The sequence below is a fragment of the Ciceribacter sp. L1K22 genome (genome assembly GCF_017599385.1).
Lineage (GTDB): Bacteria > Pseudomonadota > Alphaproteobacteria > Rhizobiales > Rhizobiaceae > Allorhizobium.
Window position 1 is genome coordinate 3,502,297 of the sequence record NZ_JAGFPK010000001.1, and the last position, 26,134, is coordinate 3,528,430.

A 26,134-nucleotide genomic window follows, 5' to 3' on the forward strand; every position below is an offset into this window, starting at 1 on the left:
GTCGCTTGCAAAGAAAAACCGGGTTTCTGGAACGCTTTCTTGTCTTCGGGCTTAATCCCGGAACTGCATCAGCCATTCACGCAAAGTCGCCGGTCTTTGTTGCAGCGGCCGGTATCCATAGTGCCGAAAATCCCTGGCTTCGGTCGGGCTGTATCCGAACTCCGACAGGAAATTCCGGCTGAACTGCGGGGCGTTCGTGAAGCCATAGTCGTAGGCGATGGTGCTGATGAGGCGGTGATCGGCGGCATCGACGATGGCGTCGTGGCACGCGATCAGGCGACGGCGCCGGATGTATGTGGCAACGCCTCCCAGCTTTTCGAAGACGTAGTAGAGTTGTCGACGAGAGATGCCGATCGCCTTGCAGACCTCGCCCGGCCCAAGATCCGCCGATCGCAGGTTTGCATGGATATAGCGCCTTGCCCTCTCAAGAAGGCTTGTCGCTATTGGGGCAGCGGCTTCCTCCAGCGTTTCGCGGCTAAGCTCCAGCGCAGCGCGCAACAGGGTCGTGACCGAGTTCACGATGACAGGCACATCCTCCAGCGTTGCGCTTTCCATTCGTTCGTCGAGAGAAAACAGGAATTCGCGAATGATCCCCTGCATGCTGCCGGTTAGCGGACGATTGTTCGCCGCATCAAGGCATGAGGCGAGCGAGGCGAAGTTGTCGCGGCTGAGGAACAGCATGATCGAGCGACTTCTGCTGGTCGAAGCCGAAAACGGAGCGGCCAACGATCTGATGTCGAGCGTTCCGGCCGTGCTCTCCAGCTGCGAACCATCATATCGGGTCACCTCAGTGCCCGACCGCCGGAGCGTCAGAACCCAGTGGTCGATGTCCGATCCCTGGATCAGGCTCGCGCTTCTTTGATACCGGAGGGCACCCGTGCTGAGAGACACATGATGGAGACGACCCAGATCATAGGCTCTCGCGCACGCCTTGAATTCGGGTCGCGGCGTTCTTTCGATTTCCACGACAGGCGACAGTAACTCGGCCCAGTAGTCGATAGGCGTCACGCCCGATCGAGCAACGGTGCTGACGAAATCCTTCCGCAGAAACTCCGACCTCGGTGACGCGTCCGCTTTCGCGGTCTTGTAGCTGTCACTCATCAAGCGCAGATATTTGACCATGGACACGCCTGAGATAAATTTTGCTCAATCTTCCATCTCCCCAAATTTATGAAGTGCCATATTGTGCTCCTCCAGCATCGCGTAGATTGCAGTCCCCGCGCCAGCGAGCCTGTCGCTCGATAAAAAAGTCTGCCTAGCGACCACGTTCCTCCCGGCCGCTGCCTAATCTAGCCGTCGCGCTGCTGCGTCGGTTGTCCTCTACTTCAACTTGAGCATGAACTCACTTAGGAAATGAGAAATTAATGTATACAATCTGACGAAACTCGACGCCGGTCTTCCATTTTTACCAGATGAGACATCCCTCGGAATGCGCAATGGGCCTGACGTGTTCGGCCGTCTATCTGACTAGGCATCGATGCCTCCAGTAAGCCATTTGACAAACCATGTATCGGATGAGAGCGCGAAATTGGAACGACGCGCGTCGCTCGGTCGGCATCCGAAAACTGAACTGAATTGTTTGTTGAAATTTGTCCCGCTTTCAAAACCCGATTGCCGGGCGATTGTGTCGATCGGGGTGGCGCCATCCGATCGGCGAATACGGTCGAAGCATATCTCCAGACGACGAGTGCGAATAAACCGGTCGATTCCGCCCTGCGGTTCGAACAACTTGTAAAGATAGCGCTTCGAGACGTTGAGAAGACGGCAGAGATGGTCGGTGTCGACATTCCTCGTCCACAGATTGTCCTCGACATACTGGCTTGCGATTTCATATTTTGCCGCGGCAATAGGGGAACTGGCAGCCTCGATCGCATCACCAGACTGGACGGCGCACGCCCGAAGCATGGCGATTGTTGCCTCCGAGACCGTGTCGCTCTCCTGCACATCTACATTCGCGGCGTTCTTGAAGAGACCCACTAGGTAACGGCCCAGGAGAGGGTGAAGACGGGCGCTCCCTCGCATATCCTTGATGGTATCGAGCAGCCAGTTGATGTCGCTCAGCCTGTCCCTCGAGATAAAGCAATAGAGAACCGTACTGTCAGCCTGGGAAACATTGCGCGGCTCGGCCAGCGAACGCAACTCCAGGCTCCCTTCTTGAACGCGCACCGTTTGGCCGGAAACGTCGACGTCGGCGTGCCCGCGCACCCACACCCCGACAGCCCAGACGCCCCTGATGTCAGACATTCTCCTGTGTTTCTCGGGTAGCGATACATAGCCTTCGGACTTTACGAGAGCCATTTTTGCCGAGCCAAAGCTGTGCCCGGAAACAGAGATATCAAACCCCTCGTTTTCCTCCTTGCCGTCAACACGGCAACGGTAGCCGATATCGGCCATTCCTCTGTTGAATTCTTTCAACTGCTCGCCCGGCGGCAGCAATTTGTAGTCCGGAAAATCGATTTTCATGAAGTTGAGCCCCCGCTTCAACTTCATGAACTGTATTTTCGCAAACCGTTAAAACAAGGCAGTAATCGTCATAACTCACCGTTATTTCGCAGTGGTTCAGTCAAGACGGTGCATTTAACTCCGTGTTGGACTCGTCGAAGCGCTGCTCCGGCGAAAGCGCCCTTGACGGGGCTTTATCCCAGCCAGATCGCCCGTTGTTTTGTATGCCGCTCAAGCCTGCGCGATTTCCTACCAGTCCCCTTCGAGGGCTAGGTGTAAAGATTGGCATAGGTGTCGCGAAGGACATTCTTTTGCACTTTCCCCATCGTGTTCCGCGGCAGGTCGTCGACGAAGATCACGCGCTTCGGCTGCTTGTAGCGCGCCAGCCTGTCCTTCAATCCATCCAGGATGATCCGTTCATCGATCGAGGCTCCAGGCTTTTTGACAACGACGGCGGTCACGCCCTCGCCGAAATCCGGATGCGGCACGCCGATGACCGCCGTCTCCACAACGCCCGGCATTTGGTCGATCTCCGTTTCGACTTCCTTCGGATAGATGTTGTATCCACCCGAAATGACGAGGTCCTTGCCGCGCCCGACGATATGCACATAGCCGCGCTCGTCGATCTTGCCGAGGTCGCCGGTGATGAAGAAGCCGTCAGCGCGGAATTCCGCCGCCGTCTTTTCCGGCATGCGCCAGTAGCCCTTGAAAACGTTCGGGCCCTTCACCTCGATCATCCCGGTTTCGCCATCGGCGACAGGAGCCCCTGTCTCCGGTTCGGTCACCCTCAGCGAAACGCCCGGCAACGGGAAGCCCACCGTTCCCGCAATCCGGTCACCGTCGTAGGGGTTGGAGGTGTTCATGTTGGTTTCGGTCATGCCATAGCGTTCGAGGATAGCGTGGCCTGTCTTTGCTTCGAAACTGCGGTGGGTTTCCGCCAGAAGCGGTGCCGATCCGGAGACGAAGAGGCGCATGCCGGCAGCGGTCTCGCGAGTCAGGCCCGGATGCTGGGCTAGACGCACATAGAAGGTCGGGACACCCATCATTGCGGTCGCCGTCTTCATCAGGCGAAGCACTTCGTCGGCATCAAATTTCGGCAGGAAGTACATTGATGCGCCTGACAGCAGGATGACGTTCGATGCGACGAACAGTCCATGCGTGTGGAAGATCGGCAGCGCATGGATCAGCCTGTCGGCGGCTGTAAAGCGCCAATGGTCACGGAGTGTCGCGGCATTGGAGAGCAGATTATCATGGGTGAGCATCGCCCCCTTCGACCGGCCCGTCGTCCCTGACGTGTAAAGGATTGCAGCGAGATCGTCCGGTCCGCGTTCTACATCGAGGAAATCGCTCCCTCCGTCTCTGGCAAGATCCACCAGCGAGCCGCCACCGCTGTCGTCGAGCGTCTCGACATGGGCGCCATGGTTCGCCGCGAGTTTTGCCATTCCGTCTTTTGCTGCGGGGGTGCAGATGACGAGACGCGGTTCCGCGTCGCCGATGAAATAGTCGAGTTCCGCCAGCGTATAGCCGGTATTGAGCGGCAGGTAGACGGCACCTGCGCGAACGCAGCCAAGATAAAGCATCAGGGCTTCGGGGCTTTTCTCAACCTGCACGGCCACCCGGTCTCCAGGCTGCACGCCGAGCGTCTTGAGTACCGACGCGAAGCGGCCCGACTGCTCGAGCATGTCTCCATAGGTCCACGAACGGCCGTCCGCGCCCAGGATGAAAGGCGAGTCCGGACGCACGGCGTGGCGGATGGCGTCGAACAGATGGTTGCTCATGGCGTGAACTCCTTGCGGCCGTTCTTCAAATCGTTGGCGGCTTCGGTCTTGGGGGTGGGAAGGTTGGTGGCGGGGACCAGACTGCGGACAGCCTTGTCGGCCGGTACGAGGCGACGGATCGACTGCGCCGCGACGACCTCGCCGCGACCGGCGAAGGCTTCATGGTTCGCCTCGATGTCGTCGAGTTTATAGAGATAATTCACCATCAGGCCGTGAGCCTGGCGCAGGGCCTTCGGTGAGAGGTCGCCGAGGAAATTGATGCGTTCCAGGCGCGCGCCATTGCCGAGGTGAAAACGGGCGACAGGATCAATCAGCCGGCCTTTGGAATTACGTGCCTTTAGGAAATACCATGCCGCAGCGGACATCATGACCGGCTGAACGGTGGCGACGGCTTCGGCGCGTTCGGTCCAATCCTGATCGTCGATCACGGCAAGCTTTGACTTGTCGGCTGGCGTCAGGACGTCGGAACTTTCTGCCATGCGTTCGCGCGAGAGCCAGCCGGCGAAGCCAGGGACAGGAGACAGCGTCACAAAAGTATCGAGCTTCGGCAGTTCGCGGCGCAGGTCTTCCACCACCTGCTTGATCAGGAAATTGCCAAACGAAATGCCACGCAGACCTTCCTGACAATTGGAAATCGAATAGAAGACGGCGGTTGTCGCTTCGTCGGCTTTGATCTGCGCGCGATCCTCTTTGAGGAGATCGGCGATGTTGGAGGGAATCTCGCGGGTCAACGCCACTTCGACGAAAATGAGCGGGTCGTCGATCAACTGCGGATGGAAAAACGCGAAGCATCGCCGGTCATCCGGTGCCAGCCGCCTTCGCAACTCGTCCCAGCCGCCGATGTGATGCACCGCCTCGTAGCGGATGATCTTTTCCAGAATGTCGGCGGGTGTTGACCAGCTCACTGGCCGTAGAACCAGGAACCCCCTGTTGAACCAGGAGCCGAAGAGATGCGCGAAATCGGAATCGACGGCCTCCAGATCCGGATCCTCGACCTTCAGTTCCAGCAGTTTCTCGCGCATGCGCACGAGCGTGGCAATGCCGTTGGGCGCAAGATTGAGGCGGCGTATTAGCTCCTGCCGCCGGGGTTCCGCGGCCACATGCAGTTCAAGGAGTGCCGCAGGGGTCGGATCGGCTTGATAGCTTTCGATAGCCTTTTCCAGACGCTCCGTCTTGGGGCCGAAGCGCCGCAGGAGCATCATCATGAACTCGCGCTGCATGGCCGGATCGAATCGCTGCCAGCGATCGAGGAGGTCCTTGGCCATAGCCATGCCGGAGGCTTCGCCGCGGCTGGATAGCAGCGCCTCGCACAAGATCTCGATGTGATCGAGCGGATTTGTGCCCTCCTCCCGCGGACCCAGCGACAGGAAGCGACGTCCTCGCTCGGTTATGGTCTGAAGCATATCGCCGAAGAAGGAGGTGGTGTTCATTCAGCCACTCCGAGCATCTGATTGGGCAGCCATGTGGCGATCTCGGGGAAGATGCAAAGTAGCAGGATCGCCAGGAACATCACCAGGACGTAAGGCAGCGCCCCCCACAAGATGTCCTTGGTCCGTACGGTCGGCGCGATCGCGTTGATGACGAACAGGTTGAGACCGATCGGCGGGGTAATAAGCCCGACCTCCATGTTGATCGTCAGAACGATCGCAAACCAGTAGGGGTCGAAACCGGCCTGTGTGACGATCGGAAAGAGCATGGGCGCGGTCATGACGATCACGGCCACGGGCGGTAAAAACATTCCGCAGACCAGCAGGAAGACGTTGATGACACCCATCAGAACCCAGCGGTTCACATCCATATCGGCAATCGCCGTGGCAACCGTCTGCGTAATGAAAAGCGAGGACAGCGCAAAGGCGAAAAGTTCCGCAGCTGCCATGATCATCATGATCATCACGCTTTCGCGCATGGCCGACCCGAAGATATTGGCCACCGGACGGAACCTGAACAGCCCGTAGGCGATGACCACCACGAGGAGCGTCAGAAGCGCGCCGGCGCCCGCCGCTTCCGAAGGTGTGGCGATGCCGCCATAGAGAACGTAGAGCGTTCCGGCGATGATCAGGAGGAAAGGCAGGATGCGCGGCAGGCCAGCGAGCTTTTCCTTGATTGTGTAGCGGATGGCGCGCGCACCGAATTCGTATCCCTTTCGCTTGCAGTCGATGATTGCCCAGATCATGAACATGATCGTCAGCATGATGCCGGGGAGGACGCCGGCCATGAACAGGCGGCCGATGGAAGTCTCGGTGGCAATTCCGTACACGATCAGTGTCACGGACGGCGGGATCAGGATGCCGAGCGTGCCGCCAGCGGCAATCGAACCGGTTGCAACGGAGGTGGGATAGCCCCGCCGTAGCATTTCGGGAATGCCCATCTTGCCGATCGCTGCGCATGTCGCGGGCGATGAGCCGGTCATTCCGGAAAAGATCGCGCAGGCACCGATATTGGAAAGGACCAGTCCGCCCGGAATCCGGTTCAGCCAACGGTCGAGCGACGTATAGAGATCCGATCCGGCTGGGGACGAAGCCACCGCCGCCCCCATAAGAACGAACATGGGTATGGAGACATAGGCGAGGTTGGCGATGCCGGAAAACATCGTGTCACCCAGAATGTAGAATATGTCGAGTCCGCTTTGCAGGTAGAGTGCGGCAAAGGCGGCCAGCCCGAGGGCAAAAGCGATCGGCATGCCTGTACCGAGCAGAACGAAGAGGGCCGCGATGATCAGCAGGCCGGAGACTGTCGGGCTCATCGGGTCGATCCCTTCATGGAAGTACCGTCGTCGTGTGTTGTGGTTGGTTGCACTGACGCTGCGGCATCTTGAACGACGGTTTCGACCCCCGCACCGTGGAGCTCTGCCAGGATCTGCGCGACATACTGAAGACACAACATCGCGAAGCCGATCGGCAGTGAGAGCAAGGGGACCCAGAGCGGCGGTGCCCATACACTGGAGTGCTTCCAGTTTCCGAGCCAGGCTTCATGAAACTGGATCCAGGTCGCGGCCAGCATCAGCACGCAAAAAAGCAGGCCGAGGAAACTTCCGACGAGACGCAGACGGGCACGAGCGCGGTCGGCAAGCAGCATCTCGACAACGTCAACGCCGACATGCCCACCTTTGAGGAGAACATAGGGCGCGCCGATGAACATGGCGGCCGTGGCTGAGAAGACCACGAAGTCCGTCTGCCAGATGGTCGGCAATCGAAAGACATAGCGCAGGAGGATCATCTGACACACCACAAGCATGGCAGCTATGATCATTGCGGTCGACACGACCGCCAGGGCACGCGACATATTGCCGACAACCCGAATAAAGGCGTTCACCATTTAGGTAGTCCCTGGTGTTGAAGGAAGATGGTGGCGGGCATAAAGCCCGCCACGGCCGCGCTGCGGCTTCATTCGACAGCAAGAGCCTTTTCGATCAGCTTATCGCCGTCCGGCACGTTGGCGGCGAAGTTCTTGTAGGAGGACTCCTTGGCGACGGCGAGCCAAGCGTCGTAGTCTTCCTTCGACATTTCCACGACCTCGACACCTGCCTTCTTGTAGGTGTCGATCATCAACTGGTCGCCCTTGCGGACCTCGTCGTTGAAATAGGCTTCCGCCTTCTCGCCCGCATCAAGGATTGCCTTCTGCTGTTCCGGCGTCAGGCCCTCGAAGACCTTTTTGGACATCAGCACCGGCTCGTACATGAACCACAAGGCATTCTCGCCCGGCGCCGTGAGGCATTTGGCATGCTCGAACAGGCGGTAGGATACGAAGCTCGCCGACGACGTGTTGGCCGCATCCAGAACGCCGGTCTGCATGCCGCTGTAGATTTCCGACGATGGCATCGACGCGATGGAAGCGCCGGCCGCGACCAGCATCTCCTCAAATGCCGGACCGGCCGCGCGGATGACCTGTCCTTTCATCGTCTCGGGCGAGGTGATGCAAGCCTTCTTCGATGCAAAGGCGCCGGAGAGCCATGCATCGGAGATCACCATCGCGCCGGCATCCTCGATGACTTTCTTGATTTCCTGCATGAACTCGGAGTCATTCAGTCGCATCGCCCGGTCGAAATTGCCGACCAGACCAGGCATGAGTGTTGCCGAGAAGATCGGATGACGGCCGGAAGCATAGTCGAGCGGAAAAGACGTGAGGTCGAGCAGTCCGCGCGTGACAGCGTTCCATTGATCGTTCGGTTTGAACAGCGACGAACCTGGAAATACTTGGATTTCCAGGTCGACATTGGCCGCCGCAACGTCGCGGGCGATCATCTGCACCATTTCGTCGCGAATGTCCCCCTTTCCGCCTGGAAACTGATGCGATGCTTTGAGCACTGTCTGCGCATGCGCACCGGAGACGGCAAGCCCGCTTACGGCGGCAAGCGCTAAGGCGAGCCTTTTCCATCGAAACTTCGTCATTTTTTCCTCCCTGGTATTCCGGCCCTCCTGCCGGTCTGGTATAATACTGATGTCTTCTTGTGCGCAATGTCAATGCTCTCGTATACAAGAATGACATGGGGCCTTCAGTGGGTGGGTAATGAGCGAGAATATTTTCTTCAAGCTGCGCGACGAGATCGAGAATGGCATTGTCACGGGAGAGTTTGCGCCGGGTGAGCGTTTGGACGAGACGCAACTCGCCACGCGTTTCGGGGTTTCCCGCACGCCAATCCGTGAAGCACTGATGCAGTTGAGCGCGATCGGGCTTGTGGAAATCAGGCCACGGCGAGGTGCTGTCGTCGCAGATCCGCCAGCTCAACGCGTCTTCGAGATGTTCGAGGTGATGGCAGAACTGGAAGGCATGGCCGGCGCCTTGGCGGCCCGCAGACACACGGACAGCGATCGTACCGCTCTGCTTGCTGCGCATGAAAGATGCCGTGACGCATCCGAAAGCGAGGAGACCGATCGCTACTATTACGAAAACGAGGTTTTCCATCGCGCGATCTATGCCGCGACCGGAAGTGCCTTTCTCGAGGAACAGTGCGTCGCTCTGCACCGTCGTCTAAGGCCGTATCGGCGTCTGCAGTTGCGCGTTCGAAACCGTATGAAGGTATCGTTCAAGGAGCATGGCGACGTCATCGAGGCCATTCTGGCGGGTGATGCGGACGCTGCGCGTGAGCAGCTTCGCGGCCACGTCGCCGTGCAAGGCAACCGCTTCGGCGATCTTGTGGCGAACCTCGCCAACCGCGACCGACGGGCGCGCAAGGAAGCGTAGCACGCTCTGCCTGCCGTCTCCCGCCGCTAGAGGCTGCTCAAGATTTCCCGCGTCTTGGGCATCCGTCTCAGCGAGTTTTCGAGGTGTTGGCGCCAGCGCGGCTCTACGTCCATGGCTGTGGCATGTGCGGTGCGGAGGTCATCGGGCCGGTCCTCTGCAAGAGCTTCGATCAGAAACGCCGCCTGCTCGCGGTCTTTGGAGGATTTCAGCGTACCGGCGCCATCGCGCCTCCGGTCGGCAACGATGAGCTTGTGGATCGCGTACCTCTCTGGTCGGGGCACTTGAACCAGAACACCGGATCGATAGATGGCGGCTGCCTGGATGGGTTCGGATATCAGGAAGTTGAGGGAGTTGAGGGCCTGCGCGCTGACGCCCAGCGCCGGCAGCTCTCGAATGGTTTCCTCCCCGAAGGCCGGGGTTAGAAATTCCACCAACTGACCGCTGCCACCCTGCGTCCATCGCCATGTCCGTGCCGGGTCGAGCCCCGGCAGCGGCGTGAATTTGAGCGCCGAGAACGTCTCCGCGATGTTTCAGGGCCGGTTTGCCAGGAATGCCGGAGACGGTATCGTCCTTCAGAAGCCGCACGAGGTTGGTGTAGGCGCTGAGCGCGATGCCGCTGAGCGGTATCATGCCTATCATTTTCAGTTTTTGCTTGGCATACTATGCCTATCAAAAAAAGGAAATTGCTAGGCATATTCCCAAGCGCGTTCCGATTGTTCCCTGATCACGTGGCAGAGCCCGCCCTGATGGTTCAGAGCGGGCCTTTGTTACATTTCGACTGGTCGGAGACTCAGTTCTTGACGGTATCCTCGAGGAAGAAGCGACCGAGCGGGTTCTGGTAGAAATTCTCGATGTTCTTCCGGGATACGTTGATGAACGGGCTGTAGTATAGGTCGATCCAGTGCACGTCGTCCTTCGACATCTTCTGGATATCGACATACATCTGCTCGCGCTTGGCCGGGTCCATTTCCAGACGGGCGGCGGCGACGAGATCCTTCACCGCGTCGTTCTTGTAACGGGTCATGTAGTTCATGTTGGCATCATGACCGACCACGAACGTCGTCTTCTGGTCGGGGTCGAGAATGTCGTTGGTCCAGTACATGACGGAAAGGTCATACTCACCTGCGACCAGCATATCCCAGGTCTGGCTCGGATCCATCTTCTGCAGGTTTACCGTGATGTCGGCCTTCTGCAACTGTTGCTGCAACAGCACCGCGATCTGCTCGTCGACCTCGTTGCCTGCATTGACGAGATAATCGAGCGTCAGCCCGCTGACACCGGCGGCCGCCAGCAGTTCCTTGGCCTTCTCCGGATCGTAGGGACGCTGAAGATTGTCCGCATAGTGGTAGAGAGCGCCCTTGGGGATAAAGGAGTTTGCGACTTCACCGAAGCCGAAGGTAACGGTGTCGACGATCGCTTTCTTGTCGATGGCGTAGTCGAGCGCCTCGCGCACCTCCTTCTTGGCGAGATCGCCATGCTCATGGTTGATGAGCAGGTGGTCTTCGCGGGTGGAGGTGTCGAGATGAACCGTCAGGTTCTCGTCCTTTTTCAGCTCTTCCACGCGGGAGAAGGGCACGAAGATCGCGGCGTCGAGCTGGCCGGCCTGGACGTTCAGCATGCGGGTATTGTCGTCGGGAACCGAAATCCATTCCACGCCGTCAAGCGACACGCGATCGGCTTCCCAAAAATTGGGGTTTTTCTCCAGGATGACCCGATCACCGCGCCGCCATTCCTTGACGGTGAAGGCGCCGGACGCCACCGGCGCTTCCGCATACGCGTCCTCGCCGAGGGATTCCATTCCGGCCTTGGAGATGATCGAGGCGCCCGGCATAGCAAGCGTCGACAGGAAAGGTGCCGATGGCCCGGAAAGCTTGATCACGAGCGTCTTCGGATCGCTCGCTTCCGCGGTTTCGATCACCTTGTAGGAATCGCTCCAGAGCGAACCCTCGTTGTCGCGGATACGCAGTAGGCTGAAGGCGGCATCGTCAGCGGTGATCGCGCTGCCGTCGGAGAATTTGGCGTCGCGCATCGTGAAGGTATAGGTCAGGCCGTCATCGGAGACCGTCCAGCTTTCAGCCAGGCCCGGTTCCAGCTTGGTGCCGGTTTTGTCAACGCGCACGAGCACGTCATAGACGTTCGAGAACACCCAGAAGTCGATGTTCTGTGCTGTCTTGATCGGATCGAAAGTCGTCGAATCCTCCCGGCGGCCGATGGTGAGCACGCCGGCCGCTTCCGCAAGACTTGCGCCAAGCGACAACGAGGTCAGCACGGTGACCATGCCGATTTTCATCCATTTCTTTAGCATTTTTCATTCCCCTTTTTGTTGACGGTTTCCGTGTCAGGCTGCAGTGGGCGCCGCGATCGTTTTCGGCGCGCGAAGCTTCTTGTCGGGATCGATGTCCGGGACCGCCTCGATAAGGGCGGCGGTGTAGGCCTGCTTGGGCCGCGCGAAGACATCGGCGGACCGCCCCTCCTCGACGACTTCGCCGTGGTACATGACGAGCACCCGGTCGCAGAGATTGCGGACGATTGCGAGGTCGTGGGCGATGAACAGCAGGGTCAGGTTCATGCGCGTCTTCAACTCGGCGAAGAGATCGACGATCTGCTTCTGGATGGTGACGTCGAGGGCGGCCACGCATTCGTCGGCGATGATCATCCGGGGATTGACCGCGAGCGCTCTTGCGATGCCGACGCGCTGGCACTGGCCACCGCTCATGCTGCGCGGGCGCCGGTCTTTGAACTCTTGGCCAAGGTGGACCAGATCGAGCAGTTCCTCGATGCGGTGAGGGATTTGCGCAAACGGCATGCCCTGCACCTTAAGAACCTCGCCAAGCGTTTCACCGACGGTCATACGCGGATTGAGAGCATTGAGCGGATCTTGGAACACCATCGCCGTTTCCCGCCGAAGCTTGGCGAGTGCGTGCTTTGGCTGTTGGGCGAGATCCACACCGTCAAAGGTGACATGCCCCGAGGAGATCGGCGTCAGGCCCAGAATGGCGCGGGCGAGCGTGCTCTTGCCGCTCCCGGATTCGCCGACTATGCCGACGGTATCGCCGGGCATGACCTGGAAACTGACGTTCTTGACGGCGGCAACGGTTTTCCTTGCGGTGCGGAAGAGTGAACCGCCGACATCGAAACGGACATTGAGATCATCCACTTCCAAGAGCGGCCGCGTTGTTTTTTCGCTGGCGTCAGAAGCGACTGTTGCCGACGCGCTTGCCACCGGCAGCGAGGGATGGCTGCCGATCAGCATCTGCGTGTATTCGTGTTGCGGCCGTCCGAGTACCTGACGCTTGCCGCCCTGTTCCACCAGTCGGCCGTTGCGCATGACAGCGATCCGGTCGCAGGTCTGCGCGACGATGCCGAGATCATGGGTGATCAGGATCACGGACAGCCCGAAGCGATCGCGCAGATCAAGCAGAAGCTCCAAAATTTGTGCCTGGATCGTCACGTCGAGCGCCGTCGTCGGTTCGTCCGCGATCAGGATCTTCGGTTTGCACGACAGTGCGGCGGCGATCATCGCTCTTTGCCGCATGCCGCCGGAGAACTCGTGCGGATAGTTATCGTATTGCCGCGCCGGATCGGGAAAGCCGACCTGTGCCAACATCTCGATCGCTTCCGCCCGGGCCTGTCTGGCGCTCATGCCCTGGTGAAAACGGATGCCTTCGGCGATCTGGTGGCCGATCTTCATGACTGGATCGAGGTGGCTGGTCGGGTTCTGGAAGATCATGCCGATCTCGCGTCCGCGCACGGCAAGCATGTCCTCAGGCGTCGCCGTCACGAGGTCGCGGCCGTCGAGCTCGACGGAACCGGCGTCGATCGACAGTTTCCTGGACGGCAGCAGTCGCATCACGGCGCGGCAGAGCAGGCTTTTGCCCGAGCCGCTCTCACCGACAAGCCCGAGCACCTCGCCCTTGGCGAGATCGAAGGAGACGTGGTTGATCAGCGTTCGCGGTGGGTCTTCTCCGTGAAAATTGACCACAAGATCGCGGATCGAGAGGATGGGTTCGTTCATTCCTGCACCCCCAGCATATCGCCCAGGGCATCGCCGAGCAGACTGAAGGCAAACGCCAGGAAGACGATCGAGAGGCCTGGGAAAAGCGTGATCCACCACGCAGTCGTCACGAAGGGCTGGCCTTCCGCGACCATGATGCCCCATTCCGCAGTCGGTGGCTGCACGCCGAGCCCGAGATAGCTGATGGCCGCGCCGTTCAGGAGCACCAGAACGGCGTCCGACATCACGAATACCAGCGATCCCGCCACGGCGTTGGGAAGGAGGTGGCGGAACATGATGCGGGTCCGGCTGAAGCCGAGGCTCACCGCCGCGACCGCGTAGTCATTGTTCTTCAGAACGAGGATCTGGGCGCGCACGAGGCGCGCATAGGAGACCCAGCCGACAAGAGCCATGGCGATGTAGAAGCTCTTCAGCCCCGGTCCCAGGATTGCGATGATCGAAAGCATCAGCACGAGGAACGGAAAGGCGAGGATGATGTCGATGATGCGCATGAAGATGGTGTCGACGATCCCACCGAAGAAGCCTGCGATTGTGCCGACGAGCGTCCCGATGATGAAAGGGAAGATCACGCCGATGAAGGCGATCTGCAGGTCGATCCTCGTGCCCCAGATGACGCGCGAAAGGATATCGCGTCCGAAGTTATCCGTACCGAACGGGTGGCTAAAGGAGGGCGGCTGCAGGCGCGCATCCGCCATCTGCACGACCGGATCGTAGGGTGCGACGACAGGCGCGGCGATCGCGATCAGCACAAAGAAACCCAGCAGCCCTGCCCCCAAGGCAAATGCCAGGTTCTGTCCAAGCCAGCGGCTGAGCCCGATAGAAACGGTTAGTGGCTTTGCCGGGGCGCTCATAGCTTCACCCGCGGATCGGCGGTCACCGTGATGATGTCGGCCAGGAAGTTCACTAGCACCGTGGCACAGGCAAAAACCATGGCCACGCCCTGGACGACCATGTAGTCGCGGGAAAAGATTGCCCGCACGAGCAACTGTCCCATACCGGGCAACGCAAACACGCTTTCCACGACCACGCTTCCCCCGATCAGCCAGCCGATGTTGACGGCGAGCAGATTTATTGTCGGGACGATCGAATTCGGGAGTACGTGGCGCCAGAAGACGATGTTTTCCGGCATGCCGCGTGCGCGCGCCGCCGTTGCGACATCCGAGTGCAACGACTGGATCATGGCTGCCCGGAGGCTGCGCGTGAGAACCGCTGATAGCGAAAGGGCAATGGTCAGGCTCGGCAGCGCCAGGTGCCAGAGCTTTTCCGTGAAGGTGTTGCCGTAGCCTGAAACCGGAAACAGATCGAGTTGAACACTGAAAAAGATGATCAGCATCAATGCCAACCAGAAGGGCGGGAAGCCGATGCCCATTGTGGAGACGACCCGCACCGCGTGGTCCGCGAGCCGGCCCTGACGCCGGGCCGCAAGTGCCGACATCGGGACGGCAATAAGGATGGAGAGAATGACGCTCGTCAGCACCAGCATCAGTGTCGGCTCAATCCTGGCAGCGATCAGCCTCAGCACGTCGATCTTGTAGAGAATCGACTTGCCCATTTCGCCGCGACCGAGATTCTCGATGAAGTAGAAGTATTGAAGCCATATCGGCTCATCGAGCCCATATTGCTCGCGAATACGGGCGATCGCCGTCGGCGTCGCCCGCGTGCCGAGAAGGACTCGGGCGGGGTCCCCCGGAATGAGTCGAACGAGAACAAACGTGATGATGCTGATCCCGAAAAGAACGGGCAGAAGCTGTAGCGGCCGGTAGAGAACGAACCTGTATCGGTGCATGTGTTCTGTTATCGCCTTTGGCTAAAGGTGGCGCGGCGTGCCGGTCGAGGTCATGATAGGTGCCGGGCCAGGAAGTCGATCAGCGCAGGATAATACGCTTCGGCATTCTCGTAGAACGGCATGTGGCTTGCATTTCGGAACACGCACAACTGCGCATTGGGCAGAGCGTTCTTCATCCGCATCGCACAGGCGGGCGTGAGTTCGTCATGCTCACCGACGGTGATAAGCACGGGTAAGTCCAGCCCGGGCAGGTCCGGTATGCGGTTCCAGTCTTTCAGGTTGCCCGTATAAAGAAATTCGTTCGGCCCCTGCATGGTCATGTACGGCCCCATGTTCCAGTCATCGAGCGAGCGACGGACGGGTGCCGGCCAGTCGGGCAGGCGGCAGACGTGGCGGTAGTTGAGGATGGTCACCGCCGCCTGATACTCAGGGTGTTCGAGCGTGCCCTGCGCCTCGTGCTTTTGCATCATCGCGACGGTCTCGGAGCCAAGTGCGGCGCGAAGTCGCTCGAGCTCGGACACCAGATGCGGCATGTCCGCGACGGTGTCTTCCAAGATGAGCGTCTTTAGATTCTCTTTGTATTTAAGCGCGTAGTCGATCGCCAGCCAGCCGCCCCAGGAGTGTCCGAGGAGATGCACCTTGCCGAGGTTGAGCGCCTTTCGGACCGTCTCGGTCTCCTCGACATAGCGATCGATGGTCCAGAGGCCCTCGTCGGTTGGACGATCGGAGGAGCCGGTTCCGAGCTGGTCGAAGGCCACCACCCGGTAACCTTGATCCACGAGACAGGAATGGGCGTCGCGGAGATAGTCACACGGCAATCCAGGTCCGCCGTTCAGGCAAAAGACGGTCTCGTCGCCGCTTCCGAAGCTGTAGGCGACAACCTTGAACCCATCGACCTCGACTTCGATGCGTTCATCCGGAGTGATCTCACGCCACATGTCGCCCTGCCCTCTCGAATTGACTTGACCAAAATTTGAGCATGGCTAACTTTATCGCATCGCATCATGCGTACCAGCTATTACAAGTGATAGGGTGGCTTGCGATCGTCGTGCCGGAGTGTGGGATGTCAGAGGAAATCAACGCGATCGCAGATCGTCTAGCGGGGCTGGAAACCCTTGACGACAGGATCGACGAGGCTTTCGAAGCAATGCGGATGCTGGGCTTCGAAGCCCTGATCTACGACTACACGCCGACGCCCTGCGACATCGGCGGACAGGTGGAAATACCGACGCTCCTGAAGCTGCGGAATGTCGCCGGCGACATGTACGATTATTGGTGCAATCGCGAGTATTTCCGCATTGACCCCGTCCAGCGCCTTGCGATGCAGACATCGGTACCATTCTTCTGGAACTACGATCCCGACGTCGAAACGAAGATCAGCCGCTTCCTTACGGACGATACCAAGCCGGTCTGCGATTTTCTGCGCGAGCATGACATGCTTGCAGGGATAACGGTGCCGGTTCACATGCCGCGCGGCGACTATGCGACCGTAACAGGGGTGCGCTATGGCGCCCGGCGAGACTTCAGTCGGGATGCCATGCGCGTCATCGCCGATTTCAGCCTGCTGGCACATGTCTTCCATGAGGCCGCCTACGAGCTCTTCGACGACAAGGTGCTGAATGCATCCGGTGTGCGCCTCACCGAACGGGAGCGCGAATGTCTGACTTACTCGTCCTATGGGCTGTCGGCGAAGGAGATTTCGCGCATCATCGATCGGTCGGTTCCAACTGTTGTCATGCACTTGAATTCGGCTACTCGTAAACTCGGCGCGAAGAACAGGACGCAGGCCGTCGTCCGGGCGACCCAGTGCCGTTTGCTCTCAAGCGTTCCGGCCTATAAGTTATGATAGCTGCCACCGGTGCGTGAGCATCGCTAAGGTCTTCTCCTGCCCATGAGATCAAGGAGAATGACGTGGCCGCCATTTCGTCGATTGAAGGTTATGCACCCTTCCGGGACTACCGGACCTGGTATCGGATCACGGGTTCGCTTTCCTCCGATCGCCTGCCTCTGGTCGTCGCGCATGGCGGTCCCGGCTGCACCCATGACTACGTCGATGCCTTCAAGGACATTGCTGCGCTGGATGGCCGCGCCGTCATCCACTACGACCAGCTTGGCAACGGCAACTCGACGCGCCTTCCCGACAAGGGCCCTGATTTCTGGACCGTCGAACTCTTTCTGGACGAACTCGACAACCTGCTAAATCACCTCGGCATCCAGGACCGCTATGCCTATCTCGGCCAGTCCTGGGGCGGCATGCTCGGCTCGGAGCATGCGGTGCGTCGCCCCGCCGGACTGAAGGCATTCGTCATCGCCAATTCGCCGGCCAACATGCGGACCTGGGTCGCCGAGGCGAACCGGCTTCGCCGGGAACTTCCGGATGACGTCCAGGCGATGCTGTTGCGCCACGAAGAAGCCGGAACGATCACCGATCCCGACTACATCGCTGCCTCCAGGGTTTTCTACGACCGCCATGTGTGCCGTGTGACGCCGTGGCCGGAGGAAGTCGCGCGCACCTTCGCGATCATGGACGAGGACAACACAGTCTATCGCAACATGAACGGTCCCACCGAATTCCATGTCATAGGAACGCTTAAGGACTGGACCATCGAGGACCGTCTTCACCGTATTGCCGCCCCCACCCTGCTCATCTCGGGGCGCCATGACGAAGCAACGCCGCTGGTCTTGAAGCCTTATGTCGACAACGTACCCGGATGCCGCTGGGTGGTCTTCGAAAACTCGAGCCACATGCCGCATGTCGAGGAAAAGGCGCTCTGCCTGACCACTGTTTCGGATTTCCTCAAGCAGTTCGACTGACAGCCGAACAGCGAGATGCGAACGAGACGTTTGGCGGCTTGACAAAAGACGAATGGGCATATTTTAATCATGCCCATCATCTGAGCAGAGCGCTCGGACTTCTTACATCGGCGACATCCGTCAACGGGCAATAGAGCCCCACAACGCCCCTATAACAGGGATCCGCGTTGTGGGATTTTTTGCGTTTGGAATTCTCAATGCTGAATCCAGTGAAAATCGGCATCCTCTACTCGACGACAGGGCCTTACGGCGCCATGGGCCGTGACGCCTTCGACGGCGTGGAATTTGCGTTTCACGAATATGCGAAAGCTGGTGGCACACGGGTGCAGCCGGTGTTCTTCGATCCCCACGCCGATCTTTCGGCTTATCTCGAAGGTGCGCGAAGCCTGATCCGCGACAGTGGCTGCCGCCACATCATCGGCACGATCACGTCCGCTGCCCGCAAGGAGGTGCTGCCGCTCGTCGAAAAGCATGACGGCCTCTTGTGGTACATGTGCCCCTATGAAGGATTCGAAGCGAACGAAAACGTCATTTATATCGGCGGCTGCCCGAACCAGCATCTGATCCCGCTCTTCGAGCATCTCATTCCCCGCCATGGTGCGCGACCCTATCTCGTCGGCGCCAACTATGTCTGGGGCTGGGAAATGAATCGGCTGGCGCGTGAACTCGTCGCGAACGCCGGCGGAACCGTGCTCGGTGAACGTTACCTGCCGCTGGAGGAAACGGCGGTCGAACGCATCATTGCCGATATCGCGGAGAAGCGCCCGAGCTTCGTCCTCAACAATCTCATCGGTCCGTCAAGTTACGCCTTCCTCAAGGCCATGCACGAGCTTGGTCAGCGGGATCCCGCATTTCTGCCGGAGAACTGCCCGGTCGCAAGTTGCGACCTCCAAGAAAGCGAACTCGATGAAATCGAGGATGGTGCCGCGATCGGCCAGCTTTGCGCCGCCTCCTATTTCGACACGCTTGACACGGCGGAAAACCGCGATTTCAAGACCCGGCTGCGAGCCTTCAAGCCGACGGCCCGCAGGGTCTCCAGTATCTTTGCCAGCGCCTATACCGCCGTGAGCATCTGCATCGGCGCGATCGAGGCGTCCGGCGACGGCGACCCGACGACCGTGCGTCGACAGGTTCATGCCGCCACCTGGCCGGGTCTTTTTGGCGACATGGTCGTCGACCCGGTCACCAACCACGCCGCCCTCCCTTTCCTCCTCGGTCGTATCAATGCCGCGCGTGGTTTCGATGTCATCGCCGCGCGCCCTCCGCTAGCTGCTGATCCTTATCTGACCGGCGGAAGTACGCGGAGCGAGCCTCGATTGAGGGTCGTATCATGATGTCGCGGACACCGAATTTTACGGGATGGCGCGTGGTTATCCTCGCGGAGGAGGACAGCAATACCGAGAAGCTGTGCCGCCAACTCGCTCTCCTGGGTGTCAGCTCATCCCTGCAATGGTTGCCGTTGGCGGACGATGCCTTGCCGGATCTGGTTATCGTCGATGCCGATCGTGGCTGGGACGAACTTCTGCCGTGGGCACGCCGCAAGCCGGCTCGCCCGGTTGCGGCCTTGCTCGGCTCTGAAGCGCCCGGCCGGATCGCATGGGCGATCGATTGCGGCGCCGCGTCGTTCATTCCGAAGCCGGTATCGGCTTCGACCGTCTATCCAGCGCTGGTTCTTGCGGTCAGTACCCACGAACAGCGCTTGGAGGACGAGGCGCGCATAGATCGGCTCGAGGAACGCCTGAAGCTGCGTCCTGTCGTCTTTGCGGCGGTCGACCGGCTGAAGGTCGAACGGCAGATCGACGACGAACGCGCCTACGGCCTGCTTCGAAACTGCGCGATGCGGCGGCGCATGCCGATCGAACAGCTGGCGGCGCTCGTCGTCGGCGGCATCGAAACCCTGCGCGAGGTTGGCTGATGCGTGTTCTCAAGGAAATCGGGCGACAGCCCGCTGCGATGTTCGGCCTTCTTGTCATCATTGTCGTTCTCGTCGCGGCGCTAGGGGCGCCGTTGTTTGCGCCCTTCGATCCGGACGAACAGATGTTCGATGGCCTCACGCTGGAAGGCGCTCCCATGCCGCCGGGCGGACCTTTCCTCCTCGGCACCGACACACTCGGCCGTGACCTGCTGTCGCGCATGCTGTTCGGCGCACGCACCTCGCTGATCATCGGCCTGGTTGCCAATGGTGTTGCCGTCGCGATCGGGCTCCTTGTCGGGATCACCGCCGGCTACATGCGCGGCTGGGCCGGAAACCTTATGATGCGGTTCACCGATCTGATGATGGCTTTTCCGGCCCTGCTGCTCGCCATCGTGCTGGCGGCACTCCTCAAGCCGAGCCTGTGGATCGTGGCGATGGTGATCGCTCTGGTCAATTGGGTACAGGTTGCACGTATCGTCTACACGGAAACCAGGGGGCTGGTGGAGCGGGACTTCATCCTTGCCGAACGCTCCCTCGGCGCTGGCCACTCTCGCATCCTGTTCCTTCACATTCTGCCGCATCTCATCCCGACAGCGATTGTCTGGGGTACGCTCGGTATCGCCACGACGGTGCTGCTCGAGGCGACGCTGTCCTTCCTGGGGATCGGCGTGCAACCGCCGGATCCGTCCTGGGGAAACATCATCTTCGAGAGCCAGAGCTATTTTCAGGCAGCACCATGGCTCGTCTTCTTCCCCGGAGCCGTCATCCTGCTGACGGCGCTTGCCTTCAACCTGGTGGGTGATGCGCTGCGCGACATTCTCGATCCCACCCAGCGGGGGAGAGGCTGATGCTGGCATTGCTCGGAAAACGGCTGGTCCAGTCCGTGCTCATCCTGTTCGGTGTGGCAGCGATTACCTTCGTGCTGCTCTACGCCCTCCCGGCAGATCCGGCGCGCATGCTCGCGGGTCGTAGCGCCACCGCCCAGACGGTGGAAAACATCCGGCGCGAGCTCGGCCTCGACCAGCCGCTCGCCGTTCAGTTCGCGCACTATGTCGGTGGTCTGGTCCAGGGCGACCTTGGGCGTTCCTACGCGCAAAAGACCGAGGTCGTGACACTGATCGCAGCACGCTTGCCGGCAACGCTCACTCTCATGGCGGCAGGCATCTTTCTGGAAGTGCTGCTTGGCGTTATTCTTGGCGCGATCGCTGCCCTCAATCGCGGCGGGCTGGTCGACAGAACTGTGATGATGTCGGCTTTTGTCGGCGTATCGGCGCCGCAGTTCGTGGTGGCCCTCCTTTTGCTGTACGTATTCGCTGCAACGCTCGGCTGGTTCCCCATGTCCGGATACGGCACGGCTGCCCATGTCGTCCTGCCCGCCGCGACGCTCGGACTGCTCGGCGCAGGCTGGTACGCCCGGATGGTGCGATCGGCGATGATCGACGTGCTGAATCAGGATTACATCCGGACCGCGCGCGCCAAGGGGCTTTCGGGAGCGCGTGTCATCCTTCGCCATGTCCTACCCAATGCCATCCTGCCCATAATTGCGATGATCGGCATCGACATCGGCCAGTTCATGGGCGGCGTGGTCGTGGTCGAGGCGGTCTACGGTTGGCCCGGCATCGGGCAACTTGCCTGGCAGGCCATCCAGCAGGTCGACATCCCGATCATCATGGGCGTCACGCTCACCTCCGCCCTTGCCATCATCACCGGCAACCTGGTTGCCGACCTGATTGCGCCGGTCATCGACCCGCGTATCCGTTCACACTGAAGCCTAACGACAAAGGGGAACTTCAAAATGTTCAGACGTCTGCTTCTCAACTCCACGGCGGCGGCCCTCATGGCGCTGATGCCGCTGTCGGTCCATGCCCAGGAAACTCCCGGCCAGGGCGGAGACATCGTCGTCACCTACAAGGACGACATCACCACGCTCGATCCGGCTATCGGCTATGACTGGGTCAACTGGTCGATGATCAAGAGCCTTTTCTCGCGCCTGGTCGACTATGAGCCCGGCACGGCGAATATCGTGCCTTCCCTGGCCGAAAGCTTTGAGGTGGCTCCCGATGGCCTCACCTACACATTTAAGCTGCGCAAGGGTGTGAAATTCTCCAATGGCCGCGATGTCGTCGCCTCCGACGTCAAGTATTCGATCGAACGCGCCGTCAATCCAAAGACCCAAGGACCGGGTGCCGGGTTCTTCGGTGCCATCGCCGGCTTTGACGACATGATGGGCGGTTCAACGGAAACGCTTTCGGGTATCGAGACGCCAGATGACGGCACCGTGATCTTCAAGCTGTCGCGTCCTGATGCCACCTTCCTGCACGTGCTTGCGATCAACTTCGCCTCGATCGTACCGAAGGAAGCCGTCGATGCGGCCGCTGGCGACTTCGGCAAGAAGCCGGTCGGTTCCGGCACCTTCATCCTGAAGGACTGGACCATTGGCCAGAAACTCGTGTTTGACCGCAACCCCGACTATTTCATCGATGGCATGCCGTATATCGACAAGGTGACAGTCGAAGTCGGCCAGGAGCCGCTGGTGGCGCTGTTGCGTCTCCAGAAGGGAGAAGTCGACATCGCCGGCGACGGCATACCCCCGGCCAAATTCCTGGAGATCAAGAACTCCCTTGAAGGCGCGCAGATGATCGTCGACGGCGAGCAGTTGCATACCGGTTACCTGACGCTCAACACCAAGATCAAGCCGCTGGATGACGTCAAGGTGCGCCAGGCGATTAACATGGCGGTCAACAAGGAGCGCATCACGCGCATCTTGAACGGTCGCGCGACGCCTGCCAATCAGCCGCTTCCGCCGCTGATGCCCGGCTATGACAAGGAGTTCACCGGCTACGCCTTCGACGTCGAGAAGGCCAAGGCACTGCTGGCAGAGGCCGGTTATGCCGACGGCTTCGAGACCGTTCTTTACTCGACCAACACCGATCCGCAGCCGCGCATCGCTCAGGCGATCCAGCAGGACCTGGCGGCCATTGGCGTAAAGGCCGAAGTGCGGGCTCTGGCCCAAGGCAATGTCATCGCAGCCGGCGGCACCGAAGGCGAAGCCCCGATGATCTGGTCCGGCGGCATGGCCTGGATCGCCGACTTCCCGGATCCGTCCAACTTCTATGGCCCGATCCTCGGCTGCGCCGGCGCGGTGCAGGGCGGCTGGAACTGGTCGTGGTATTGCAACGAAGCGCTCGACAAGCGCGCGGTCGAGGCAGATTCCATGTCCGATCCGGCCAAGGCTGCCGAGCGTCAGGCGCTTTGGAGCAAGATCTACACCGACATCATGGCCGATGCGCCTTGGGTGCCAGTCATCAACGAACGTCGCGTCGTCGCCAAGTCGCTGCGCATGGGCGGACCTGACAACATCTACATCGATCCGACCCGCGTCATCAATTACGATGCGATTTTCGTGAAGCAGTGATCGACCTGCCATTGCTCCTCCCTTCCCGGCGGGGGGAGGAGCTTTTCGAGGAAACACCACAACACTCCTGAGGCCTCATCATGTGCGTCGCCTGCAACCACACCATTCATCGCGCCCAACACAATTTCGGCTGGAACAAGGACTTTCCTCCGGCCCTGACCGCCAAACCTGGCGAGACGATTCTGTTCGAGTGCCTGGACTCTTCCGGCGGCCAGTTGGGTCCCGATGCAACGCTCGAGACGCTTGCCAATCTCGATTTCGGCAAGATCAATCCCGTCTCCGGTCCGGTATATGTGGAAGGCGCAAAACCAGGCGACGCGTTGAAGGTGACGATCCGCAAGTTCCATCCGTGCGGGTATGGCTGGACAGCGAACATTCCCGGATTCGGCCTTCTCGCCGACCAGTTCAAGGACCCTGCGCTGCATGTCTGGTCCTACGACACCGCCTCGATGGCTCCCGCCGCCTATGGCCCCGGCGGAAAGGTGCCGCTGAAGCCGTTCACGGGCACCATCGGCGTCGCGCCGGCCGAAGCCGGCCTGCATTCCGTCGTCCCGCCCCGTCGCGTCGGCGGCAACATGGACATCCGCGACCTGACATCGGGCGTGACACTCTATCTGCCGATCGAAGTTGAGGGCGCGCTTTTCTCAGTCGGCGACACCCATGCCGCGCAGGGTGACGGCGAAGTCTGCGGAACTGCGATCGAAAGCCAGATGAACGTCGAGCTGACACTCGACCTCGTGAAGGGTGCCAACCTCAAGACGCCTCGTTTCACCACAACCGAACCGGTGACCCGTCATCTTGACGGGGCCGGCTATGAAGTGACCACCGGCATCGGTCCCGACCTCATGACGGGCGCGCAGGAAGCAGTCATGCGGATGATCGACCTGCTGTGCACCGAGCACGGCATGAATGCGGTCGATGCCTACATGCTCTGCTCGGTCTGCGGCGATCTCAGGATCAGCGAGATCGTCGACATGCCGAACTGGGTCGTCTCCTTCTACTTCCCAAGGATCGTTCTTTCGTGACAGAGCAACGTCAGGAGCCGGCCCCGGTCCTTTCCGTCCAGCGGCTTTCGGTCGATGCACGCACACCGGGCGGCCTAAAGCGCATCCTCGATCGTGTGTCCTTCGATCTTGCGGCCGGCGAGACTTTGTGTCTCGCCGGGGAATCCGGTTCGGGCAAATCGGTCACTTCGCTCGCGATCATGGGACTGCTGCAGAAGGCGTCGTTGCGTATCAGTTCCGGTGAAATCCGGTTGGGTGACAAGGACCTCACGCGAATATCGGAGCGCGCCATGCGGCGTATCCGGGGCGGCGAGATCGCGATGATCTTCCAGGAACCGATGACATCGCTCAATCCCGTCATGACAGTTGGAGCCCAGCTGACGGAGGCGATCCGGGAGCATCGCGACAATCTCGTCGAAAGCCCGGAAACGGTTGCCAGGCAGATGCTGGACGCTGTGCATATGACCGACCCGGCGCGTCGGTTGACTCAGTATCCGCATGAGCTCTCCGGCGGCATGCGCCAGCGCGTGATGATCGCCATGGCGCTGTCGTGTCGCCCGAAGGTGCTGATCGCCGATGAGCCGACGACGGCGCTCGACGTCACAGTGCAGGCGCAGATTCTCAAGCTGATGCGCGAGCTGCGTCACGAATTCAGAACGTCCATCCTGATGATCACCCACGACATGGGGGTGGTTGCCGAAATGGCCGATCGCGTGGCGATCATGCAGTCGGGTCAGATCGTGGAGCAAGGTACCGCGCTTGATATCTTCGAGCGTCCCGCCGAACCTTATACACGGCAATTGCTGGTAGCCGTACCGCGGCTTGGGGCGCTTGCAGGGACCGACGCGCCGCCAAGGGTGACGGTAGCGCCAGCGGCGCCCCTCGCCCCGATCCCGGTTCTCGAGGTTGCCGACCTCCGCGTCACGTATGGACGCAAGACGGGTTGGCTCAACCGCGGGCCGCGGCCGGAACCGACGGTCAAGGACGTCAGCTTCGTCTTGAAGGCGGGCGAAACGCTGGGCCTGGTCGGCGAGAGCGGCTCCGGCAAGTCCACCACCGGCAAGGCCGTGCTGGGCCTCATACCCTTTGACGGCAGCGTGCGGATCTCCGGTCAGGAGGTTTTCCCCTCGTCCCACGCGATCATGAGGCCGATCCGTCGCGCCGCCCAGATGATCTTTCAGGATCCCTATGCGTCACTCGATCCGCGCATGAATGTCGGCGCGGCTATCGCTGAGCCTCTGGTCATTCATGATATCGGAAATGCCGCCGAACGCAGGGATCGTGTGGCGGCTCTGCTGAATCGGGTCGGTCTGACGCCGGACGCTGCCGAGCGCTATCCACACGAATTCTCGGGCGGTCAGCGGCAGCGGATCTGCATCGCCCGCGCTCTCGCGCTTGAGCCGAAACTGATCGTCGCCGACGAGAGCGTCGCAGCACTAGACGTCTCTGTCCGGGCCCGTGTGCTCGACTTAATGCTAGAACTGCAGGAACAGATGGGGCTCGCCTATCTCTTCATTTCCCACGACATGGCGGTCATCGAGAAGATGTCCCACCATGTCGCCGTGATGCGAGGCGGCCTGATCGTCGAAATGGGCGCGCGCCGACAGGTATTCGAGAACCCTCAGGACGATTACACTCGCCATCTGATGGAGGCGGTTCCCATGCCCGATCCGAGGCGATATCGGGCTTAGGGCAACGGCTTCCAGGCTGCAGCCTGGCGGCTATGTTGCGAAAGCCTCTTAAGCCAGACCTCAGCTGTCGCAGGCGAGGTCAAACTGGCATCC

The 26,134-nt window shown here is 60.2% G+C and carries 23 protein-coding genes; 10 read left to right on the forward strand and 13 right to left on the reverse strand.

The genetic code is table 11. The features are described 5' to 3' along the window. Window positions 1–51: 51 nt before the first annotated feature. The 7 genes from J5J09_RS17255 to dctP form a co-directional block, all read right to left on the reverse strand. The gene (locus J5J09_RS17255; protein ID WP_208552659.1) at window positions 52–1,122 is read right to left on the reverse strand and encodes a helix-turn-helix domain-containing protein; all 1,071 of its coding nucleotides are present in this window, start codon (window positions 1,120–1,122) and stop codon (window positions 52–54) included. Window positions 1,123–1,467: 345 nt separating this feature from the next. Continuing rightward, complete coding sequence (locus J5J09_RS17260) at window positions 1,468–2,463, reverse strand: helix-turn-helix domain-containing protein (RefSeq protein WP_208552660.1); 996 nt, start codon at window positions 2,461–2,463, stop codon at window positions 1,468–1,470. Between the two features lie 248 nt (window positions 2,464–2,711). Then, on the reverse strand, window positions 2,712–4,220 hold the full coding sequence (locus J5J09_RS17265; RefSeq protein ID WP_208552661.1) for a malonyl-CoA synthase: 1,509 nt from the start codon (window positions 4,218–4,220) through the stop codon (window positions 2,712–2,714). Continuing rightward, window positions 4,217–5,650: a malonyl-CoA decarboxylase gene (locus J5J09_RS17270; RefSeq protein WP_208552662.1), complete on the reverse strand. Its 1,434-nt coding sequence runs from the start codon at window positions 5,648–5,650 to the stop codon at window positions 4,217–4,219. The genes J5J09_RS17265 and J5J09_RS17270 overlap by 4 nt, the downstream gene beginning before the upstream one ends. Then, window positions 5,647–6,963 (reverse strand): TRAP transporter large permease, encoded by a 1,317-nt coding sequence (locus J5J09_RS17275; protein ID WP_208552663.1) that lies wholly within the window; start codon window positions 6,961–6,963, stop codon window positions 5,647–5,649. Before J5J09_RS17275 ends, J5J09_RS17270 begins: the two co-directional genes overlap by 4 nt. Continuing rightward, window positions 6,960–7,535: a TRAP transporter small permease gene (locus tag J5J09_RS17280; RefSeq protein ID WP_208552665.1), complete on the reverse strand. Its 576-nt coding sequence runs from the start codon at window positions 7,533–7,535 to the stop codon at window positions 6,960–6,962. The genes J5J09_RS17275 and J5J09_RS17280 overlap by 4 nt, the downstream gene beginning before the upstream one ends. A gap of 68 nt (window positions 7,536–7,603) precedes the next feature. Continuing rightward, window positions 7,604–8,608, reverse strand: coding sequence for a TRAP transporter substrate-binding protein DctP (gene dctP / locus J5J09_RS17285; RefSeq protein ID WP_208552667.1), 1,005 nt, complete (start codon window positions 8,606–8,608; stop codon window positions 7,604–7,606). A gap of 118 nt (window positions 8,609–8,726) precedes the next feature. On the opposite strand from dctP, the gene J5J09_RS17290 reads away from it, so the two are divergent. Continuing rightward, complete coding sequence (locus J5J09_RS17290) at window positions 8,727–9,401, forward strand: GntR family transcriptional regulator (protein WP_208552669.1); 675 nt, start codon at window positions 8,727–8,729, stop codon at window positions 9,399–9,401. A gap of 26 nt (window positions 9,402–9,427) precedes the next feature. Here the strand turns inward: J5J09_RS17290 and J5J09_RS17295 are convergent, their stop codons facing one another. The 6 genes from J5J09_RS17295 to J5J09_RS17320 form a co-directional block, all read right to left on the reverse strand. After that, window positions 9,428–9,928, reverse strand: coding sequence for a GSU2403 family nucleotidyltransferase fold protein (locus tag J5J09_RS17295; protein WP_348646485.1), 501 nt, complete (start codon window positions 9,926–9,928; stop codon window positions 9,428–9,430). Between the two features lie 263 nt (window positions 9,929–10,191). Then, window positions 10,192–11,691 (reverse strand): ABC transporter substrate-binding protein, encoded by a 1,500-nt coding sequence (locus tag J5J09_RS17300; RefSeq protein WP_246746002.1) that lies wholly within the window; start codon window positions 11,689–11,691, stop codon window positions 10,192–10,194. A gap of 48 nt (window positions 11,692–11,739) precedes the next feature. Next, on the reverse strand, window positions 11,740–13,416 hold the full coding sequence (locus J5J09_RS17305) for an ABC transporter ATP-binding protein (RefSeq protein WP_208552673.1): 1,677 nt from the start codon (window positions 13,414–13,416) through the stop codon (window positions 11,740–11,742). After that, the gene (locus J5J09_RS17310) at window positions 13,413–14,267 is read right to left on the reverse strand and encodes an ABC transporter permease (protein ID WP_208552675.1); all 855 of its coding nucleotides are present in this window, start codon (window positions 14,265–14,267) and stop codon (window positions 13,413–13,415) included. The genes J5J09_RS17305 and J5J09_RS17310 overlap by 4 nt, the downstream gene beginning before the upstream one ends. After that, window positions 14,264–15,202, reverse strand: coding sequence for an ABC transporter permease (locus J5J09_RS17315; protein WP_208552677.1), 939 nt, complete (start codon window positions 15,200–15,202; stop codon window positions 14,264–14,266). Before J5J09_RS17315 ends, J5J09_RS17310 begins: the two co-directional genes overlap by 4 nt. 50 nt (window positions 15,203–15,252) lie before the next feature. Beyond that, entirely contained in the window at window positions 15,253–16,140 is an 888-nt protein-coding gene (locus tag J5J09_RS17320; protein WP_208552681.1) for a proline iminopeptidase-family hydrolase, read from the reverse strand. Between the two features lie 125 nt (window positions 16,141–16,265). Here J5J09_RS17320 and J5J09_RS17325 point away from each other — a divergent pair, with 125 nt between their 5' ends. The 9 genes from J5J09_RS17325 to J5J09_RS17365 all read left to right on the forward strand — a co-directional run bounded on the left by J5J09_RS17325 (window position 16,266) and on the right by J5J09_RS17365 (window position 26,041). Continuing rightward, on the forward strand, window positions 16,266–17,048 hold the full coding sequence (locus J5J09_RS17325) for an autoinducer binding domain-containing protein (RefSeq protein WP_208552682.1): 783 nt from the start codon (window positions 16,266–16,268) through the stop codon (window positions 17,046–17,048). Between the two features lie 65 nt (window positions 17,049–17,113). Next, window positions 17,114–18,016: a proline iminopeptidase-family hydrolase gene (locus tag J5J09_RS17330; protein ID WP_208552683.1), complete on the forward strand. Its 903-nt coding sequence runs from the start codon at window positions 17,114–17,116 to the stop codon at window positions 18,014–18,016. Window positions 18,017–18,213: 197 nt separating this feature from the next. Beyond that, window positions 18,214–19,350 (forward strand): transporter substrate-binding protein, encoded by a 1,137-nt coding sequence (locus J5J09_RS17335; protein WP_208552684.1) that lies wholly within the window; start codon window positions 18,214–18,216, stop codon window positions 19,348–19,350. After that, window positions 19,350–19,931, forward strand: coding sequence for an ANTAR domain-containing protein (locus tag J5J09_RS17340; protein ID WP_208553620.1), 582 nt, complete (start codon window positions 19,350–19,352; stop codon window positions 19,929–19,931). The genes J5J09_RS17335 and J5J09_RS17340 overlap by 1 nt, the downstream gene beginning before the upstream one ends. Continuing rightward, window positions 19,931–20,779 carry an ABC transporter permease gene (locus J5J09_RS17345; RefSeq protein WP_208552686.1) on the forward strand — a complete coding sequence of 283 codons (849 nt, stop codon included), beginning with the start codon at window positions 19,931–19,933 and terminating at the stop codon, window positions 20,777–20,779. Before J5J09_RS17340 ends, J5J09_RS17345 begins: the two co-directional genes overlap by 1 nt. Further along, window positions 20,779–21,699: an ABC transporter permease gene (locus tag J5J09_RS17350; protein ID WP_208552687.1), complete on the forward strand. Its 921-nt coding sequence runs from the start codon at window positions 20,779–20,781 to the stop codon at window positions 21,697–21,699. Before J5J09_RS17345 ends, J5J09_RS17350 begins: the two co-directional genes overlap by 1 nt. 27 nt (window positions 21,700–21,726) lie before the next feature. Further along, entirely contained in the window at window positions 21,727–23,346 is a 1,620-nt protein-coding gene (locus J5J09_RS17355) for an ABC transporter substrate-binding protein (protein ID WP_208552690.1), read from the forward strand. An 80-nt stretch (window positions 23,347–23,426) separates the two neighbouring features. Further along, complete coding sequence (locus J5J09_RS17360; protein WP_208552693.1) at window positions 23,427–24,371, forward strand: acetamidase/formamidase family protein; 945 nt, start codon at window positions 23,427–23,429, stop codon at window positions 24,369–24,371. Next, on the forward strand, window positions 24,368–26,041 hold the full coding sequence (locus tag J5J09_RS17365) for a dipeptide ABC transporter ATP-binding protein (RefSeq protein ID WP_208552697.1): 1,674 nt from the start codon (window positions 24,368–24,370) through the stop codon (window positions 26,039–26,041). Before J5J09_RS17360 ends, J5J09_RS17365 begins: the two co-directional genes overlap by 4 nt. The last annotated feature ends 93 nt before the right edge of the window (window positions 26,042–26,134 follow it).

Bases quoted from the DNA above. Each gene is read 5' to 3' on its own strand.
- J5J09_RS17255 (WP_208552659.1), bottom strand. From the start codon at position 1,122: ATGGTCAAATATCTGCGCTTGATGAGTGACAGCTACAAGACCGCGAAA.
- J5J09_RS17260 (WP_208552660.1), bottom strand. From the start codon at position 2,463: ATGAAAATCGATTTTCCGGACTACAAATTGCTGCCGCCGGGCGAGCAG.
- J5J09_RS17265 (WP_208552661.1), bottom strand. From the start codon at position 4,220: ATGAGCAACCATCTGTTCGACGCCATCCGCCACGCCGTGCGTCCGGAC.
- J5J09_RS17270 (WP_208552662.1), bottom strand. From the start codon at position 5,650: ATGAACACCACCTCCTTCTTCGGCGATATGCTTCAGACCATAACCGAG.
- J5J09_RS17275 (WP_208552663.1), bottom strand. From the start codon at position 6,963: ATGAGCCCGACAGTCTCCGGCCTGCTGATCATCGCGGCCCTCTTCGTT.
- J5J09_RS17280 (WP_208552665.1), bottom strand. From the start codon at position 7,535: ATGGTGAACGCCTTTATTCGGGTTGTCGGCAATATGTCGCGTGCCCTG.
- dctP (WP_208552667.1), bottom strand. From the start codon at position 8,608: ATGACGAAGTTTCGATGGAAAAGGCTCGCCTTAGCGCTTGCCGCCGTA.
- J5J09_RS17290 (WP_208552669.1), top strand. From the start codon at position 8,727: ATGAGCGAGAATATTTTCTTCAAGCTGCGCGACGAGATCGAGAATGGC.
- J5J09_RS17300 (WP_246746002.1), bottom strand. From the start codon at position 11,691: ATGAAAATCGGCATGGTCACCGTGCTGACCTCGTTGTCGCTTGGCGCA.
- J5J09_RS17305 (WP_208552673.1), bottom strand. From the start codon at position 13,416: ATGAACGAACCCATCCTCTCGATCCGCGATCTTGTGGTCAATTTTCAC.
- J5J09_RS17310 (WP_208552675.1), bottom strand. From the start codon at position 14,267: ATGAGCGCCCCGGCAAAGCCACTAACCGTTTCTATCGGGCTCAGCCGC.
- J5J09_RS17315 (WP_208552677.1), bottom strand. From the start codon at position 15,202: ATGCACCGATACAGGTTCGTTCTCTACCGGCCGCTACAGCTTCTGCCC.
- J5J09_RS17320 (WP_208552681.1), bottom strand. From the start codon at position 16,140: ATGTGGCGTGAGATCACTCCGGATGAACGCATCGAAGTCGAGGTCGAT.
- J5J09_RS17325 (WP_208552682.1), top strand. From the start codon at position 16,266: ATGTCAGAGGAAATCAACGCGATCGCAGATCGTCTAGCGGGGCTGGAA.
- J5J09_RS17335 (WP_208552684.1), top strand. From the start codon at position 18,214: ATGCTGAATCCAGTGAAAATCGGCATCCTCTACTCGACGACAGGGCCT.
- J5J09_RS17340 (WP_208553620.1), top strand. From the start codon at position 19,350: ATGTCGCGGACACCGAATTTTACGGGATGGCGCGTGGTTATCCTCGCG.
- J5J09_RS17345 (WP_208552686.1), top strand. From the start codon at position 19,931: ATGCGTGTTCTCAAGGAAATCGGGCGACAGCCCGCTGCGATGTTCGGC.
- J5J09_RS17350 (WP_208552687.1), top strand. From the start codon at position 20,779: ATGCTGGCATTGCTCGGAAAACGGCTGGTCCAGTCCGTGCTCATCCTG.
- J5J09_RS17355 (WP_208552690.1), top strand. From the start codon at position 21,727: ATGTTCAGACGTCTGCTTCTCAACTCCACGGCGGCGGCCCTCATGGCG.
- J5J09_RS17360 (WP_208552693.1), top strand. From the start codon at position 23,427: ATGTGCGTCGCCTGCAACCACACCATTCATCGCGCCCAACACAATTTC.